The following is an 18,624-nucleotide window of genomic DNA, read 5'->3' on the forward strand; positions in this document are numbered from 1 at the left end:
GGAAACATGTCGCAGCCCGACATCAGGTCGCAACGGTCTGTTGGTCGGCGGGGGACATTCCAGCGGCTGCTAATGATCGAAGTTCGTCGTCGCTACTGCGCCGCGAAAATTCAGCGAACGTTTCGCTATCCTGTCGGCGTTCCAAGTATCCGCCGACGATGGACACGATGGTCGCAACGATTTGTTCAGTGGGCATCGGTGGAAACAAGGATCGACCGATCGCTTGGTTGGATCCCCAACCACCACCGAGGTGCAGTTCATAGCCTTCGACCATGTCATCGTCGACTTCGACTTGAGCCCCTTTGAGTCCGATGTCGCCGATGTAATGTTGAGCACAACTGTTGTGGCATCCGGTGACATGGATGTTGATCGGTTGGTCCAGCACGAACTTCGCTTCGAGCGCCGCGGCGATCACCATCGCATCGCGTTTGGTGTTGCTGGCGGCAAACTTGCAGCCCGCACTGCCAGTGCATGCGACCAAACCAGCGCGGAACGACGTCGATTGATCATCCAGGCCCATCGCAACGATGGCTTGATGCACGGCGTCGATGTCTTCGTTTCGGATGTGGGGAATGATCAGGTTTTGCCAAACGGTCAGACGAATTTCACCGTTGCCATACTGGTCGGCGATGTCCGCAATGCGGCGTGCTTGGTCGGTCGTCATTCGCCCGACGGGCAGGACCACGCCAACGTAGCTTCGGCCCGTTTGCCGCTGGGGGTGCCAGCCGACGTGCGCCAATCGGTCTTCTTGATTGGGAACCACGATGCGATCTTCGTCGACACGGCGCAGAGTGCGGCCCAAGTCGGCCTGGACCGCTTCGATAAACTTGTCGAATCCCCAATCGTCCAGAACGTACTTCAGCCGCGCCTTTTTGCGATCCGTGCGGTCCCCACTGCTGACAAACACTCGCACGATCGCGCCGGCGACGTCGACGCATTCGTCGGGTCGCAACAGGACTCCCGTCGGTCGTGCAAAATCCTTGTGCCCGGTGATCCCGCCCAAGGTCAGTTGAAAATAGACGCCGGCGGGCAAATCGTCCGATGCCTTGGACGAATCCACCGTGACGGCATGAAATCCGATGTCGTTGGTATCGTCCAGCGCGCTGATTCGGCCACCTCCATCGAACGCGATGTTGAATTTCCGTGGCAGTCCATACATTTCGCGATGGTTCAGAATGGAGTGGTGCATTCGTTTGGCCAGCGGAATCGTCTCGATCAATTCGCAATCATCGATGCCCGATAGCGAGCTGGCGGTACAGTTGCGGATGTTGTCGCCACCGCTTCCCAGCGGGATCACATCCAGTTCCCGCAGCCCGTACAGAATCTCCATCGCTTGATCGGCGGGAATCTCGCGGTACTGCAAATTGGCTCGCGTGGTGACGTCCAAATAGGGTCCCGCACTTCGGTCAGCCAGATCGGCCAACCCGCGGAACTGCCATCCATGAATCAAGCCGCCCGGCAAGCGCATCCGGCACATAAAACTGTCTTGCGCCGGTGCGACATAGAACAGTCCGTGAAACTTCGTCAGAAATGCATCGTTGCCTTTGGGGAACTGACCAGCGTCGCTTCGAGCCTTGATTTCGTCCCACATATCCAGCGGGTTCTTCGACTGTTTGGCCAATTCTTCCTTGACCAGTTTGCCACCCTTGGCGACGGTTTCTCTTTGCGCGATCAAGGCCAGCCGATCCGGTCCTGATGCAGCAGCGTCGGCCTCTGGTTCGGGCAACTTGGTGGATGCTGTTCCGCCGACGGTAGCGCTAGCGGAGCTGCCGCTGATGATCGGCAACCCCGAAACGGCGCGTGCGACATCCGCGCCGAAGGTGAATCCGGATAGGAATTGTTTCTGTTCGTCACTAAAGGGTTCGTTAGCCATGATCGTTTCCTAAGCGGTCGCCTTTCAAGCTTTCAAAATCTTGACGGCGCAGTCCTTGTAGCTGGGTTGTCGGCTGTGAGGATCGAAGTGAGCGAGGGTTAGCCGGTTGGTTGATTCGTAGTGCATCGGCATGAACGCTTGCCCCGGCCGAACGGTGGGGACCACCATTGCCGCAGCAGTCGCTTCCCCGCGGCGGGACTGGACAGTCACCCGTTCGCCGTTGGATACACCGATCCGCGCCGCGTCCTCGGGGTGCAGTTCCACGTAGGGTTGGTTCGGATACAGTTTGCGAAGCACGGGACTTTTGCTGGTCCGAGTCTGGGTGTGCCATTGGCTGACCGTCCCACGTCCGGTCAACAACCAAGTCGGATAGTCCGCACACGGTGGCTCGGGCGGCGGCGTGACATCGTCGACGATCAATCGGGCGCGTCCGTCGGGATGCGCAAAATTGCCGTCTTCGAACAGTCGCCGCTGGGGTGCTGGATCACCGCTGCTTCCTTCGCCGTGGCTGGCTTGGGCCGACGCCTGGGACCATGGCCACTGGATGCCACCACAACGGTCCAGCTGTGCGTACCCATCGATGCCGCTGATGTCGGACCATTTGCCTCGATTGAGTCGCTGCATGATTCGGAACACCGCTTCGGGGTCCGTCCAATCGCGGAACTGATCGCCCACGCCCCAGTAGTGCGCGATGGCCTGGAAGATCCGAAAGTCGGCGAGCGCCTCCCCGGGTGCCTTGCGAACCTTCTTCAGCAGTCCGTAGCGTCGTTCGCTATTGATGAACGTGCCGTCTTTTTCGCCCCAACCGGCAGCCGGCAGAATCATGTCGGCGTGACGGGCGGTATCGGTGGAATCGTACATGTCTTGGACGACCAAGAAGTCCAGTTGGTCCAACAGCGCTCTGGCATCGTCTTGATGAATCCACGAATGCGCGGGGTTGGTGGCGATCACCCACAACCCTTTGATCTTGCCGCTTCGTACGCCTTCCATGATGCGGTCATAGGACCAACCGGTATCGGTGGGGATGTTTTCAACAGGGATGTCCAGTTCCGCGGCCACCTTGGCACGGTCGTCTGCCGATCCAAAATCGTGATGCCCGATCAGGTTGGTCGTGTTGCTCCACAAACGCGACCCCATGGCGTTGCATTGTCCGGTGATGCTGTTGGCGCCGGTACCAGGCCGGCCGATGTTGCCGGTGATCAGCGAAAGGTTGATGATCGCCTGGGCGACTCGCGTGCCCTCGTAACTTTGGTTGACCCCCATCGTCCACCAGAACGACACGGCTTTCCCTTGTCCGATCAAATCGACGACTGAGTGGATTTGATCGACACTGACACCGGCGATCGATGAAACGACGTCGGGAGCGAACGCCTGAACGTGCTGGGCCAGTTGTTCGAAACCATTGGTATGGGCGTCGACGAATCCATGATCGACGTAACCACGCTGAATCACTTCGTGCGTGATCGCATACAACAGCGCCAGGTCACTTTTGGGACTCAGTTGCAAATGTTCCTTGGCCGCCATCGCCGTCTCGGTGCGCCGCGGATCGACGACGATGATCGCCGGATCGTTGGGATTGCGAAGCACGCGTTCCCACATGATGGGGTGAGCGATGCAGGGGTTCGAACCGACGAATACCAACACATCGCTTTGTTCGAAATCATCGTAGGTGTAGGGAGGTGCGTCATACCCGAACGATTCCTTGTAGGCCGTTACGGCGGTTGCCATGCACTGACGCGTGTTGCCGTCGCCGTGTCGGAACCCCATGCCGAACTTGGCAAGTGCGCCCAAGAAAGCCATCTCTTCCGATGCGATCTGGCCGGTGCTTAGGAACGCGACCGAATCGGGCCCGTAAGTGGACTGTATTTCTTTGAAGCGATCACAGAACGACGTCAGCGCCGCATCCCACGACACCTTGTTGAACTTGCCATCGGCGTCACGCACCATTGGCGACGTAGCGCGATCGTCACTGTCCAGCACACGCAGGGCTTCCCAACCCTTGGGGCAGGCCATGCCCAGGTTGACTGGATAACCGGTTTCCGGAGTCAACCCGATCGCTTCGTCATCACGCAGATGCAGACGCAGTCCGCAGCCGGTGCTGCAGTACCCGCATACGGCGGTGGTTGTCGTATCGGCGCGCATCGGGTCGGGGGTCATTCCCAGCCCATGATCCCCAGGCTTCAACAACAATTCACGAGTCATTTCGCCGGTGCGTGCGTGCAGCAACTGGGGCAGTTGAAACCGACGCTTCTGATCGTTTGCGGTTAGCGATTTGAATTCTGGTGGTACCGTACTCATGGGTCTACCCGAGCGTTCCTGGCATGCGGTCATAAACAACGCTGGAAAAGTACAGCAGCCGTTCGGCAAGTTCACCGGCCGCGATCAGCAAGGCCGCAGCCACCATCAACCCAGCCCCCACCTGCGGTGACACAAACGCGATCGCCGCGGCCGCTAGGATCAGGACGCCACCGGCGATCCCGGTTCCCCACCGCAGCTTTGCGAGCGCTGGAAGATCGCGATGCACCAAGCGTTTCGAACGAATGTCCAATCGGGTCAACCGATCACTGCTGGTCCGTGGTGGAACCGGCGAGAGCAAGATCTGGTATTCGTAAACCAGTTTGGCAATCAGAAAAGCGCCAGCAACCGCCGCCATCCATGCGGCGGCTACTGGAACTCCTCCGGCTGCGAATGGCGCTGCCGCCAGCGCAATTCCCGTGACTGCCATCGTGCCGAAAAACCGGACAAAGGTGCGTGTGGGACGCCAAAGTTCACGTTTCGTTGCGATGTAGATCATCGCGCTGCAGTACAGACCAAGCAGACCAACGGGGATGGCAGCCCATAGAGTCAACGAAGCGGCCCATCCGGGGATCACCAACAGAATCGACTCGGGCACATAGTCCGAAAACTGGGGCAACCACAGCAAGCCAACAGCGACCAAGAGCAGCCCGACGTATTTGCCCAGGACGACGGCTTCGCGGCTCAACCAACTGGTCCGCAGTCCCAAGAACACCCGCCATGCTCGCAGCGGTTTCCCCAGGTGCAGGGGTGCCAAGTTCATTCCAACGATTCCCACCACCAACGCGATGGTCGCATTGGAACGTGTGATAGATTCGTCCACCGGTGCCCCAAACAGCCCCGCCATCCCGCTGATCAGTCGTTCGGTCAACAACATGCCGACGGATACTTGGGTGGCGACCAGCAACACGGCCAGCGGCCAATGATTCTCGGCGATCTGATCGACCCCTTCGTCCTGCGGCACCAGCACGGCACCTTCGCGGTGCCCCTGATGTTGGCCGTCGGTCTTCGATCCGACATAGCGAGTGGTGGGTTTGGTGATCGTCGAAAGCGGTGCTCCGGGCGCGATTCGATCCGATTTTGAAAAGGACTGATTGCGGGCCACGGTGTGGATCGCGATCGCTTCGTTGGGACAGGCTTGCACGCACGCAGGCGCCTCGCCGACACTTAGCCGTTGATGGCACATGTCGCATTTGCGGACGATGCCCAAACGTTCGCTGTACTTGGGCACTTCGTACGGACACATCATCATGCAATACTTGCACCCGATGCATTGGTCATCCAAGTGCCGGACGATGCCCGTCACGGGATCCTTTTCGTATGCTTTGACCGGGCAACCGTTGAGACAGCCGGGATCTTCACAGTGGTGGCACGCCGTGGTGACGTGCTGAATCATCGGCAAACTGGTGACCGATGCTGAGGGGGATTCCACTGGGGAAACCGGGGCGGGTTCGCCGATCGTCAGGGTACCGACGCGCCGCCACGATTCGTCTTCTTCCAATCCGTTCATCGTGTGGCAGGCGACCACGCATGCCTTGCAGCCGCTGCACTTGTCCAGGTTCACTTCGAACGCAAACTGTTCGTCAGGTCCAGGTGCGGATGCCGGCAACAGGTCGCGATAGTAACGTTCTTGAGCCGGAGCCAATCCGGATAGCGAGCGATCGGAAACCTTCGCTTCATCCAGTTGGCCATTTTCATGAAGCGTGCTGAAACGCTCGACCGCTGACAACGACTGTTGATCATCGATAAGACCGGAGATGAAATCCGGCGATGGTTGATGATGGGGTGAGTCGGCGATGGACATGATTTCAATCGTGAAAACTTAAAAGATTCCGGCATCGACTGATGGCCGTGAACAGGGTGGTCCGCTTGATGTGAATGGGGTCAAGGAACCGCGACCTGCCCCTTTGTTTCGGACTGGCTTGCCGCTTGATCTCGCTGTCGCTTCTCTGCATCGGCTTTCAGTTTTTTGTGATCCTGATCCTCTAGGAACCCGATCATCTCGCCGCGCAGTTGGTAGTACTCGGGGTGTTCCAGCACATCGGACCGGACGCGGGGTTTATCAAAGGGAATGTGCGAGATCATGCCCACTTTCGCTCGCGGGCCGTTGGTCATGATCACAACGCGATCGCTCATGAACAGGGCTTCGTCCACGTCGTGAGTGATCATCAGCGTGGTGACCTGATCGCGCACTAGGATCTCTAGCAGGATTTCCTGTAGTTCCATCCGAGTCAGCGAATCCAGCATGCCGAACGGTTCGTCCAGCAACAGCATCTTGGGCTTCAGCGCGAACGCACGAGCGATCCCGACTCGCTGTTGCATCCCTTGGGACAGATCCGAGGCTCGCTTGTGCAGCGAATTGCCGAGTCCAACCAAAGTTAGATAGTAAGCGGCGATGTCATGACGTTGGGACTTCGTACCGTGCGGGTAAACTTGGTTGACGCCCAACATCACGTTGTCCAGTGCCGTCATCCAGGGCATCAGACACGGCGACTGAAACACGACTCCGCGGTCAGGTCCGGGGCCGTCGATTTCATGGTTGGCGACCACGATGCCACCATCGGTGATCGAGTTCAGACCGGCGACCATCGACAGCACCGTCGACTTGCCACAGCCCGAATGCCCAAGCAGACAAACGTATTCGCCCTTCTTCATGTTCAGGTTAAAGTCTTCGACGATAACCGCGGGCCCATTGGGCGTATCGTAGGTTTTTCCTAAGCGATACATTTCGACGTAGCCGGCCATGAAAGTACTTTGGTTGGGGTGGTTCAGAACGCGAGTGCAAACGACAAACAGATCGACGGTGCGTTTACGAACTGCTATTCAAGATCGATTTGTGCGGCAACTTCATACTTTGTGGCTGTAAATCGGGAAGTTCGATGTGGGGTGTCGCCATCGTTGCGGCCTCTTGTTCGCGATGCTTTTTGCGTACCTCGATCAAGTAGTTTGTCACCGAGTTGCGCAGTCCCTTGAAGACGGGACTGTGATTCAGTTCCGACGATTTGCGGGGTCGGTCCAGTTCAACCGTGAATGCTGGTCCAAGCGACGCACACGGTCCGGGATTCAGCGGAACGATTCGGTCGGCCACCAAGATTGCTTCGTCGACATCGTTGGTGATCATGACGCAGGTTTGACGTTCTTCTTCCCAGATCTTCAGGATCTCTTCTTGCAGCACACTGCGGGTCATCGCATCGAGTGCCGAAAGAGGTTCGTCCAACAGCAGCACCTTGGGCTTCATCGCCAACGTCCGCGCCAGCGACACCCGCTGCCGCATGCCACCGGAAAGTTCATGGGGACGACGGTGGGCAGCGTGCGTCAGTCCCACCATTTCGATGAATCGTTCGACGTGATCGGCTCGTTCGCCTCTGCCCCATGTGCGAAAGACGCTGTTGACCGACAACGCAATGTTTCCGCGGACGGTCAGCCAAGGAAGCAGCGAATAGTTTTGGAACACCAAACCGCGATCAGGATTCGGACCGGTGATCGGTTGCCCTTCCATCGTCAACGATCCTTGGTCGATCGTTTCCAATCCGGCCAACAGTTTCATGAAGGTGCTTTTGCCGCTGCCGGAGAAGCCAACAATCGCCAAAAATTCGCCTTCCCGAACATTCAGGTTGATGTTGTCGAGCACTTCGACTCGGGTCACGCCGCTGCCAAATCCTTTGCAGACACCCCGCATCTGGATCATCGGTTCCGGTGCGGATGACCGAGCGATGCTGGGCCGAACGCTAGGATCGTTGAGGGCTACGATGCTCATGATGATCACTTCGGTAAGGGAAATGGACTGGGGCGGACGCGAACACGGATCGAACGTGGGCGGACACAGAAAACTGCATCCAAAGGGCGATTCATTAGGATGGCGCGGTGTCTCCGAAACTGACTAGGTTTCGCAGGCAGATCATGACCCGATCAAAGACCAACCCGATGACTCCGATCACCACCACACTGAACGTGATGCGGGCGTAGGAAACCGAAGATCCATTTTGGTAGGTATCCCACACGAATTTTCCGAGTCCCGGGTTCTGAGCCAACATGTCGGCCGCGATCAGAACCATCCAACCGACACCCAAACTGATCCGCAAACCGGCGAACATCAGCGGCAGTGAGGCCGGCAGAATGATCTTGAACAACTTTTGCGACCAAGACAGTTTCAGCACGCGAGCGACGTTCAAGTAATCCTTGTCGACACTGGCAACACCGAAGGTCGTATTGACCAGGGTCGGCCACAAAGAGCAAAGACTGACGGTTGCAGCCGAGGTCAAAAATGCTTTGCTGAAAAACGCGTCGTTGGGGTCGGTATCCGAATACGCCCAAATGATGACGACGGCTGCGATCGGCAACCACGCCAGCGGGCTAACCGGTTTGAACACTTGGATGAACGGCGTCATCGCCGCGTTGAACCAGGGGCTCATCCCACACATCACACCCAGGGGAATGGCAACCGCGGTGGCGAGCAAGAATCCGAAGGCAACGGTCACCAAACTGTTCAGAATCTGGTCCACGAACGTCGGTGCGCTGGTGGGCGTGAAGTTGGCTGCAAGCAGGGCCGACTTTCGATGCAAAACCGCCGCGGCGGTATAGCGATCGGAAAGGTCCCCGCCGGACTGTGCCGCCAAAGTTTCGAACCCACGCGCCTTGGCGAGGTCGTCAATGGCCTCGGCGGTCTTGGCCTGTTTGGCTTGCCGGTCGGCTATTCGCTGATCCGTGTGCATCGCGAACAGCTCGACACCCGCAGTCCACGTCGCCATCGGTCCCGGCAATTGGACGCTATCGCTGACGATCGTTCGTGCCGCCGCGGACCACATGCCGATGAACGCCAACATCGCGATCACAGGCAAGACGACGAATTTGGCAATGCCAATCATCTGTTCCTTGACGTCTTCGCCGGCAGCCAACCGGACAAACGGTTCCAGCATCGGCATCCCGGTGACACTGCAAAACTTCAGAAGACTTCCACGCCAATTCATTTCGAAACTCGATCGTTGTGTTGATAAGGATCGTGCGAGACAAAAAGTGTCCGCCCTCTATTGCCGGGAACCGGCCCTGCGGGTGCTTTGCACAAAAGGCGTCGGACACTTCCTTTCCGCTCAGTGTTACGGTTGATCCGCGATGATCACTATTGACCTGGATTGCCAATTTCAAAGCTGTTGATGTACGCGATCGGATCTTTTGCGTCGTAGGTTTTGCCATCGATAAAATCGGACGTTGGCGACCGATAGCCGTCGTAGTCGTCGGCCGGGACTTCATCGGCACTCAAGTAGCCTTCGTCGATCAACAACCGGGCCGCCTGCTGATAGATCGCTGGCTGATAGATCTTGCGAGCCGTTTCGGCGTACCACTGGGCGGGCTTGGGTTCAGTGATTTGGCCCCATCGACGCATCTGAGTCAGGAACCAAATGCAGTCGCTGTAGTGCGGATAGGTGGCGTGGTATTTGAAGAACACGTTGAAATCGGGCATCTCGCGAACGTCGTCGGACTGGAAGACGAACGTGCCGGTCATGGACCTTTCGATCACGCTGACGTCGGCGCCGACATAGTTGGGACTGCTTAGAATTTGGCAGGCTTCTTGGCGGTTCAGAAAGACGCCGTTTTGGTCAACTGCGTCCAACCATTTGCCAGCCCGGATCAGTGCTTTGACAACGGCCAGGTGAGTGTTGGGATACTTTTCGTCCCACTGTTTCGTCACACCGAACACCTTTTCCGGGTTGTTCTTCCAGACGTCGTAGTTCGTGGTTACCGGCACACCAATTCCAGCCACAACGGCCTTCTGGTTCCACGGTTCGCCAACGCAGTAACCCAGAATGGTGCCCTGTTCCATCGTGGCAGGCATCTGAGGCGGTGGCGTCACCGACAACAGCACGTCGGCGTCTCGGGTGCCATCCAGGTACCGCTGGTCATAGAAACCGGGACTGATCCCGGCCGCTGCCAACCAGTATCGAATTTCGTAGTTGTGGGTGCTGACGGGGAACACCATCCCCATGTTGAAATCTTTGCCCTGTTGCTTGTACTGGTCGACAATCGGTTTCAACGCGTCCGCGGTGATCGGATGTTTCGGATGGTCCGTTTTCAGATTGGGATCATTCTCTTGCATCCGAGACCAGATGTCGTTGGAAACCGTGATCGCGTTTCCGTTGTAATCCAGACTGTAGGCGGTGATCACATCGGCCTTGGTCCCGATGCCGATCGTCGCACCGATCGGTTGACCGGCCAACATATGGGCACCGTCTAGTGAGTGATTGATGACCGCGTCTAGCAAGTCTTTCCAGTTCGATTGGGCAGCCAGTTCGACGCTAAGGCCCTCGTCATCGAAGAAGCCTTTCTCTTTGGCGATCACCAACGGCGCACAGTCAGTCAACTTGATGAACCCGAGTTTCAGGTTGGGCTTTTCGACTTCCAAGCGGACGGTTTTCGATGCTGTTTCGTCCTGCAGGCTGTTGGCGAGCGCATCGATGTCAATGTCGACCTTCGCCGCCGCTCGCTCGAGTTCTTCCCAATTGACCGTGCTGCCAGCACAGCCACCGATCATTGCCACCCAACAGCACACCATGCTCTGCAGTAGACGTTTGGGTGAACGATTCAACATGGCTGCAGATTCACAGTAGGTTGGAAGAAAAGGGGCGTCTGTGGATGCCGGCTGGGGTGCAAAAATTGTCACCGCCTAGCGAACCTGCTGAGACGCAATCGATCGAACTGCCATGCAAGCGCGGTGCCCAAACTCGCATCCCCCAGCCGGCAATCGCGATTGCAACGGATCGACCAACACAAGCAATCGGTGTGGTGAGAAAGGAAACCCTTGTCGTGAAACTAAAGTTTTGGCGTCCAGCGAGCCGCCGCCGCCATGATTTCGGGGATGCTTGAATCACAGGCACTGTAAACCTAGATGCCCAAAAATCGCGCGATGGGGGTGCGGTCACGGATCCGTGTGTGCGCAAACCCGCATTCCGAGGACGGATCGCCGCCAAAAACGACGCGTTTCGGCTGCTTAGATTGCGGACCAACGCGGGCCAACCGTGGCTCGATCCGGTGTATTTGCGGTCGGTTCCCAAGCGGCCCAACCGGACAGGCTGCACCGACCGAATGCGGTACCGACGAACGCCGCTTGACCGCCTGTACCGATTACCCGGCTGTATCGATTGCCCGCCTGTGCGGCTTCTAAGGGATCTGGCGGTGAAGGTGCGGTCGGAGGTCGAAGTGGTCGAACAACGATGTATGGCGGCGATCTGAATTTGTCCCGGTAGATCGGATTCTACGCAGTGCAATGGACGATTTCGCTTTGGTGGATCCCACTTGGGCGAACGTCTATCAACATCAACAAACACCGTCATTGATCTCGCTAGGAAGGCAAAATCAGACATGTCCAATTCAAAACGTAGGTTCACAGGGCTGCTAATCGCGGCCATGGCTGCTGCAGGAATGCAGCACTCGGCGCCACTGATGGCCCAGGTCACCAGCGCGATCAACGCCGACACAGTGCTGTCAGATCCCGACGCGGTTGGATCGCAGATAGCGGTCACCGAGGTCGCTGATCCCCATCAGGTCACGTCGCTGGTGATGGACAGCGAAGTGGCGCCCGTTGGCTTTGATTCCTGCCTGTTGCCCAACCGTGCCAGCGCATGCGATCAGGCCGGTGACGGTTGCAGTTGCCTAGCGGGATGCGACGAAATCGGCGGCTGTGATGCCTGTGGTTGTGCCTCGGCGACCGCGAAACCAGCCGCGACGAAAGCAGGCTGTGCTGATTCGCATAAGGGTGTGTTCTATGCAAACGATTTCAGCTATCTGAAAGACCCGTGCAATCAAAGCGAGTGTTTCGGCGACTGCTTGAAGTTGATGCCCGTTGCCGGTGGCAAGCTTGGCACGCTTGATGTTGGCGGCCAACTGCGGCTGCGATATCACCACGAAGCGGGCATGGGCCGACAGGCTGGCCGGTCAGGATTCCAGGACACGAAAAACGACTTTTTGTTGTCGCGTTTACGGGTCTACAACAACTGGAAGATCAACAATGACGTGCGGGTCTATGCCGAAGGTATCTTCGCGGACGCTACCGCCAACAGCGCCTACATCCCTCGCCCGATCGATCGCAACTCTGCCGATATCCTGAACCTATTCGTCGATCTGCAATTGACCGACAACGCCTCGGTTCGCATCGGTCGGCAAGAGTTGTTGTTTGGATCGCAGCGTGTTGTGTCGCCGCTGGATTGGGCCAACACTCGGCGTACCTTCGAAGGCGTCCGAGGAACCATCCAAGTCGGCGACTGGACCATCGACCCGTTCTTTACCAACCTGGTCCCCGTCACCGCTTTTGATTTTGATGAAGCCGACTATGACCAGTCGTTCTACGGAGTCTATGCATCGGGCAAAGGTTTCGGCGGACACAACACCGACTTGTATTACCTCGGATACGACAACGACATCCAAGGTGCTCCGGTCACCACCAATTTCGAGTTGCACACCTTTGGCGGCCGAGTGAACGGCAAACTAGCCAATGGACCGCTAATGTTCGATGTCGAAGGAGCCTATCAGACGGGCAAACAACAGGGCCTTGGTCTTGACCATCGGGCCGGATTCTTTACCGCCGGTCTGGGATACCAATTCAAGGACGTCGCCTGGAAACCCACGTTGTGGACGTACTACGATTACGCTTCGGGCAATGATGCCGGTGGTTCATTCAACCGATACAACCAACTGTTCCCGTTGGCTCACAAGTATCTCGGCTTCATCGATGCCGCCGCGCGTTCGAACATCTCGTCGCCAAACGCTCTGTTGACGATGTCGCCTTCGAAGAAGATGAAACTTCTGGCTTGGTACTACTACCTAGGCGCCGACGAAAAAGGGGACGTGATCCCAGGCGTGGCCGTTCCATCCAACCAGAATCTGGTCGACGACGACTTCGGCAACGAATTGGACTTGGTCGCCAGTTACACGATTGGACCGCGGTCAGATATCCTGTTCGGCTACTCGCACCTTTGGCGTGGCGACAAGATCATCGGCACCAACGATGCTGATTTCTTCTATTCGCAGTACACGCTGAATTTCTAAGCGATCAGCGAGATAGCGATCAGCGACATCCTGTACCCGATCGGCGGCAAAGCATAGGATCTGGCTTTCCTGTGCCTAGCCGGGTCGGGGTTTTGGTGACCATCGGATGAAGACAATCGACGCCACACGTTCACTGATCGAAAGGCCGTTTGCCCGTGTCTGGGCCGTGTTCGCGTTGTTGCTGATCGCGTCGACTTGGCGACTGTGGTTTCCATCACAATCCCTGATGACGGGATCCCCGCCGGCCTATCCGTCGGCCCCGCTGTTCCCGCTGGTCCAGAGCATCGCTGCGGCCAGATTGCCGATGGCGGAGATCGTCACCAGCAGTCTTGTCGTCATCGGTTTGGTGGCGGCCGTCTTGGGCACCCGTCGGTGGTGCTGGTGGTTGGTCGTCGCCGGCTTGCTGATTTCGTTCATGCTGGACCAACATCGGCTGCAACCGTGGGCCTACCAGTTGGCGATCTATGGGATGATGTTCGCCACGTTGAACCAACGATCGCTGCGGCGTTGGTTGATCCCGATGGCGGCTAGCGTGTACTTCTATAGCGCCCTGGGAAAGTTTGATTTCCAGTTCACTCATACGGTGGGCCAAGATTTTCTGCAGACGTTGACCGCGGCCCTGGGCGGGTTCGCCGAACGGATGGATATCGAACAACGATCCAAGCTGGCATTGTTGTTTCCAGGTCTAGAGATGTTGTTGGCCATCGGAATCCTGTTTCGCCGCACGCGGCCCGCGGCGGGGCTAGGGGTGATGGCGATGCACACATCCCTGATCTTCGTGCTTGGTCCTTGGCGACTGGATCACAGCCTGGGCGTTTTGGTTTGGAACGTGGCCTTGCTGTTCCAAGCCTATCGGTGGTTTTGGATCGATGCGCGGTCGATCCGGCCAACGGACGACAAGGTGCCCAGCAAGAACCAGCTGGACGAATCGGAGTCCCATCCGACTCCGACCGACGTCCATTCCGTGCTGCCGAATTCGGTTGCCGCACCGTTTGTGATCGGGGTCGTGATCTTTGCCTTGATCGCGCCGTTGGGGGAACGATCAGGATGGTGGGACCATTGGTTGTCATGGTCGCTGTATTCACCCCACACCAGCCGAGTGGATATTCAAGTCCATCGCACAGCCGTGTCCGAATTCGATGATTCGGTCGCAGCCCTGTTTGATCCCGACAACGATGGCGACGGTTGGCAGACTCTGGCGATGGATCGATGGTCGCTGCAATCCCGCAAGGTTCCAATCTATCCGCAGGCCAGATACCAATTGGCGATCGCATCGATGTTTGCTGATCGTCATGATTTGGGCAGCGAGATCCGCGGCCGGTTCCAAGGCGTTTCGGATCGGTGGACCGGCCAACGATCCGAAAACTTTCTATTCAATGCTGCCGACATCGATCGAGCCAGAAGACAATACTGGCTGTCACGACCGTGACCGGGCCGATGATTTGCGATTCCCGACGACGGATCGTTCCCACCGCGATCTTCCAATCAAGGTCAGCCACAAGGCTACAACGACTGAGTGTCGGCGATGTTTTGTTCGCGGGTCGCTGCGTCAAAGAATCCGTTTTCGCGTAGCACTTCCGAACGTTGCCGGTGCAGCAGCGGGTTGGCGGGCAGCACCTTGGTTGCCGTTTCCAGCCAGTCTCTGGCTTTCACCCAATCAAACTGGCGATACGTCGATGCGACGGAGGCTAGTTTTTCCGGATCGGCTTGGCGGATCACTTCCGAGCGCGCGTAACGCAACGTATCGACGACGGAATTGGCGCGATAGAACCGATCCATCGCTTCGCCGGCACGATCATGCTGCGATTTTTGGGTCAGCGCGTCTGCCAGCAAATAGTTCAAACTAGCGTCCTCGGGAAAGAACTTTAACATCGGCGTCAACGTCGAAATCACGTCATCGGGTTGATGCTGCAAACTGTAGTACTGGGCCAGTCGACGGCCAGCCGGATAGACGGATGCATCGCTGCGAGCGATCGGTTCTAGAATGCGAACGGCATCGGATTGCCGCTGCATTCGCCACAACGTTTCCGCCATCTGGATCCGAATGTCCCACCGCTCGGGCGCCGATTCCAATGCATCTTGATAGGCCACCAATGCAGCGCCATCTTGCGATCGATTGGATAGGATTTGTGCCTTGCCAAGGTGGCTTTCTACCAACGCGTGATCGCGTCTGGCCGATTCGGTAAACATCGTGAGCGCTGAATCTTCATCGTCACTGCGAAGGTCGATAAACCCTTTCCAGTAGTACGGGCGACCGTCGCTTGGGAACTGTTCGATCCATCGATCTAGCAAATCGATTGCCGAAGACGTCTGACCTAAACCCGCGTGCCCCAACGCGTAGGCTTCGTAGATCGCGGGCCGATCGTCAGGCGCCTGATCCAAATGGATTTCTAGTTTCTGCAACAGTGCAGGGTTCAGGTCCCCGTTCTGTACATCCAAAAGATCTCGTTCACGTTGGACAGCTTGGCGATCGAAACCGCCTGACGTCGCGGTGCGAAGATGTTCCTGGGCCAGCGCGTATCCGTCTTGTTGGCGGGCCACCCGGGCCAGCAAATAATAGACTCGTCCGCGGTCCATCCCCCACGCCGGATAGTCGGCCAGGTGCTGTTGCGCTTTCTGGAATCGCCACTGCCCAATGGCCTGTTCGGCATGCTGGATGTGTCGCCCCGGTATCCACCAAAGCATCCCAGCGATCACCACCAACGTGGCCAGGACGGCCGCAACGAGCGTGCGAACACTTCTTCGTTTACGATCATTCTGGACTTCGCCGGGCGGTTGGCGCCGATCGACATGCTCCTTTCCAGAACCGTTCTTCCTGTGTCGTTTTGCCATCGCTAGGGATTCGTCCGATTGCGAAAATAGACCACCGGATCCGACATGCGGGTGTCTTGGTCGTAACGCCCTAGCAGCAGATCCAGATCATCGTCGCCATCAAGATCCATCAATTCACAGGATGCCCAATCGCATTGGCCCGACAGTAGACGATGGCGGGCAAATTCACCGGGGGCGGTCTGTTCCAACCAGATCGCACCATCGAATCGATCATCCGCGGATCGATCGGAATCCGATGCGTCGAACGAGGCAGATCGACTGATCAAGGCCACCGCAGCGATGTCCAAATCACCATCCAGATCGATATCACCAACGACCGCGCGGTAGACGCCTGGCATCGAAGTCAATCGGTGATGCGTGAAGGGAAACTCGCCTTCGTTTTCAAGCCAAGCGATGCCATGAAATGGCTTGGCCGTATGGTCGTCGAACGTGTCCCCGTTGGTGTACAAGATATCCAGGTCACCGTCCTGATCCAAATCCGTGACCTCGATGCCGCTGGACGCATAAGCCGGATCGGCGGCTGCAAAAATTCGGCGGGTATCGAATTGGCCGTTGCCAAGGTTCAGATGAACATCCATGGTTTCATGTTGCTGTGACACCAACGTGACAATGTCCATCCGTCCGTCCCCGTTGATGTCGACCGGTGGAACGTGGATGGCTCCGTTGCGATCATCGATCACACGCGACTGGAATTGTGGAATGCCGTCGACCAGTCCGGTGTTGGTCAGCAGATGGATCGCCCCTTCGAATCGAAACCCAAACTCGGCAACGACAATGTCTTGGTCACCGTCTTGGTCATAATCGATTGGCCTGGCGTCACATACTCGGGACAGCCCCGTCTGCAGAAGTTCGGTTTTCCATCGCTGGTTCGCCGCGTCGGTGGCTTGCGGCGCCGCATCGCGGCCCTGCACATTCGAATGGATCCAGCATAGCGTGCCATAGCGTTGGTCGGCCGGAACGATGCTGCCCATGTCGGCAACCAGATAGTCGATTTCACCATCCCCGTCTAAGTCGGTCGGTTCTGAATGGACCGGATCGGCCACCTGTGTCAGCACGGTGGGTTCGATACGCCCCTGATCGATCGCCATTCGAGTGACTTGGCCACTGTACAGATCGCAGACCAAAAACTGTCCGTGATCGAGCCGACGGAGGTGGGTCACCGAGCGGAGCTGCGGCTGATTCGCGATTTCAATCTTTTCAAATCGCTGGGCGGTGTCCGGCGTGTTGTCAGTTCCAACGAGCGTGAAGTCGTATTCGTCGGGTGCGTGAGATTCGAACCACGCCACCGTCGCCTCCAAATCCGTCGGCACCAGATCGGTTCGAAGCGATTCGTGGTAGATTTGGAATGCGGTTTCGACTTCGTGCCGCCAACGGTGACGGGGGAAACTGGCGGGTGGCGGGAACACGTGGCAATCCCCGCAAAACGCTGCGATGGCGACGTCCGATTTCGGGCGATCCCGGTCGGTTGCTAGATCGGTGGCGTCCATCATCCCAACGGCATCGGGCGAAGGTCCGCACCCGACCACGCACAGCAACAGCGAACCCACCATCCAAATCGCCACCGAACTCACCATCCAGGGGCGTCGGTTGGGAGAGTAACAGCAACGACTATTCATCCGAGCACTTTTCGCGACGACGGTGGAAGCGATCGACGAACCCCCGTGATGCAGAGGTTCGGAACCGACGACGAATCATGGGTCCTTAGATGCCCATCTGTTGCAACATGTCGGCGATTCGCCCCAACGTTTCGGTCAACCGCGGGTGCGACTGTTCGAACGTGGTCGCCGCATGGGTGACATTGTCGCTTAGCTGTGACGTCGTTTGCGAATTCTTCTTCAGCACCACTTCGATTTCGGCCATCGTGGTTTGCAATTTTTCGACATCTTGTGGATCCAGATCCTGGGCATCGGACAGTTCGCGGTGGACGACTTCCAGTGCCTCGGTCAACTCGCGGTGGTTCATAACGGTCTCGAAAAATGGATTCAGGGACGACGGGAAATCTGCGGCAGGCGAACCTGGTGATGGCGGATCGTGGTCAAACAACCGTGGTCGGCCGTCTGTTGCCTTACGCTGCTTATTCTAGTCGACAACCCCATCCAAGGCGATCGATGGATCGGCATCAGTCCGTCTTGGTTTGCCGAGCGATTTCCCGACGCAGCAGGTTGGCGCTGCGGCGATTGCTCTTCCAAAATATGTCAAAGATGTCGCCCAGAAAGGGGATCACGCCGATTAGGAAATCGATCAGTGCGTACCACAACATCTTCAGATAGACCCGTTTGCGGGCCCCGGCACGATAGGCCTGCGTCAGCAGGTAACCGTGCATCAAAAGGCCTGCAAAGTCGCCGATCGCCGGGATGAACCCGATCAGGCTGTCCCACCCCAATCGCACCTTGATGATCGGAATTTCGATGGCTTCGTCCATCAACTTGGCAAACCATTCGGTCCGCATCTGGATTTGTCGAAGCTGTTCGTCGTCGGGCATGGGGGACCATCGAAGGATGAAACGGATCGGGTGGAACGCAGAACAACGGATAGGCACCCAATTGGCTGGCAACTTACACTGTGGCAGCGGCGTCAATCGGGACGAC

At 57.5% G+C, this 18,624-nt stretch carries 13 protein-coding genes; 2 read left to right on the plus strand and 11 right to left on the minus strand.

All coding sequences use genetic code 11. The features are described from left to right. Nucleotides 1–22: 22 nt before the first annotated feature. The 7 genes from K227x_RS29835 to K227x_RS29865 all read right to left on the minus strand — a co-directional run bounded on the left by K227x_RS29835 (nt 23) and on the right by K227x_RS29865 (nt 10,751). Entirely contained in the window at nt 23–1,873 is a 1,851-nt protein-coding gene (locus K227x_RS29835) for a NirA family protein (RefSeq protein ID WP_145176816.1), read from the minus strand. Nucleotides 1,874–1,897: 24 nt separating this feature from the next. Beyond that, nucleotides 1,898–4,171, minus strand: a complete 2,274-nt coding sequence (locus tag K227x_RS29840; RefSeq protein WP_145176819.1) for a molybdopterin oxidoreductase family protein — start codon at nt 4,169–4,171, stop codon at nt 1,898–1,900. Nucleotides 4,172–4,175: 4 nt separating this feature from the next. Next, nucleotides 4,176–5,972, minus strand: a complete 1,797-nt coding sequence (locus K227x_RS29845; protein WP_145176822.1) for a DmsC/YnfH family molybdoenzyme membrane anchor subunit — start codon at nt 5,970–5,972, stop codon at nt 4,176–4,178. 80 nt (nt 5,973–6,052) lie between these two features. Next, entirely contained in the window at nt 6,053–6,913 is an 861-nt protein-coding gene (locus K227x_RS29850) for an ABC transporter ATP-binding protein (protein ID WP_145176825.1), read from the minus strand. Nucleotides 6,914–6,977: 64 nt separating this feature from the next. After that, entirely contained in the window at nt 6,978–7,925 is a 948-nt protein-coding gene (locus K227x_RS29855) for an ABC transporter ATP-binding protein (protein WP_145176828.1), read from the minus strand. A 94-nt stretch (nt 7,926–8,019) separates the two neighbouring features. Then, nucleotides 8,020–9,135 carry an ABC transporter permease gene (locus K227x_RS29860; RefSeq protein ID WP_145176831.1) on the minus strand — a complete coding sequence of 372 codons (1,116 nt, stop codon included), beginning with the start codon at nt 9,133–9,135 and terminating at the stop codon, nt 8,020–8,022. 149 nt (nt 9,136–9,284) lie between these two features. After that, on the minus strand, nt 9,285–10,751 hold the full coding sequence (locus K227x_RS29865; protein WP_391540409.1) for a CmpA/NrtA family ABC transporter substrate-binding protein: 1,467 nt from the start codon (nt 10,749–10,751) through the stop codon (nt 9,285–9,287). Nucleotides 10,752–11,521: 770 nt separating this feature from the next. On the opposite strand from K227x_RS29865, the gene K227x_RS29870 reads away from it, so the two are divergent. Both K227x_RS29870 and K227x_RS29875 read left to right on the plus strand, forming a co-directional pair. Continuing rightward, entirely contained in the window at nt 11,522–13,204 is a 1,683-nt protein-coding gene (locus K227x_RS29870) for an alginate export family protein (protein WP_145176834.1), read from the plus strand. Between the two features lie 106 nt (nt 13,205–13,310). After that, a complete protein-coding gene (locus K227x_RS29875) occupies nt 13,311–14,633 on the plus strand; it encodes a hypothetical protein (RefSeq protein WP_145176837.1) in 1,323 nt (440 codons plus the stop codon). A gap of 74 nt (nt 14,634–14,707) precedes the next feature. Here the strand turns inward: K227x_RS29875 and K227x_RS29880 are convergent, their stop codons facing one another. From K227x_RS29880 to K227x_RS29895, 4 genes are all read right to left on the minus strand, one after another. After that, the gene (locus tag K227x_RS29880) at nt 14,708–16,036 is read right to left on the minus strand and encodes a tetratricopeptide repeat protein (RefSeq protein WP_145176840.1); all 1,329 of its coding nucleotides are present in this window, start codon (nt 16,034–16,036) and stop codon (nt 14,708–14,710) included. A 2-nt stretch (nt 16,037–16,038) separates the two neighbouring features. Beyond that, nucleotides 16,039–17,652, minus strand: coding sequence for an FG-GAP repeat domain-containing protein (locus K227x_RS29885; RefSeq protein ID WP_145176842.1), 1,614 nt, complete (start codon nt 17,650–17,652; stop codon nt 16,039–16,041). 85 nt (nt 17,653–17,737) lie between these two features. Continuing rightward, entirely contained in the window at nt 17,738–17,998 is a 261-nt protein-coding gene (locus tag K227x_RS29890) for a DUF4404 family protein (protein WP_145176845.1), read from the minus strand. A gap of 157 nt (nt 17,999–18,155) precedes the next feature. Further along, entirely contained in the window at nt 18,156–18,518 is a 363-nt protein-coding gene (locus K227x_RS29895) for a DUF4112 domain-containing protein (protein ID WP_145176849.1), read from the minus strand. Nucleotides 18,519–18,624 lie beyond the last annotated feature (106 nt).

It is taken from the genome of Rubripirellula lacrimiformis (assembly GCF_007741535.1).
Taxonomy (GTDB): domain Bacteria; phylum Planctomycetota; class Planctomycetia; order Pirellulales; family Pirellulaceae; genus Rubripirellula; species Rubripirellula lacrimiformis.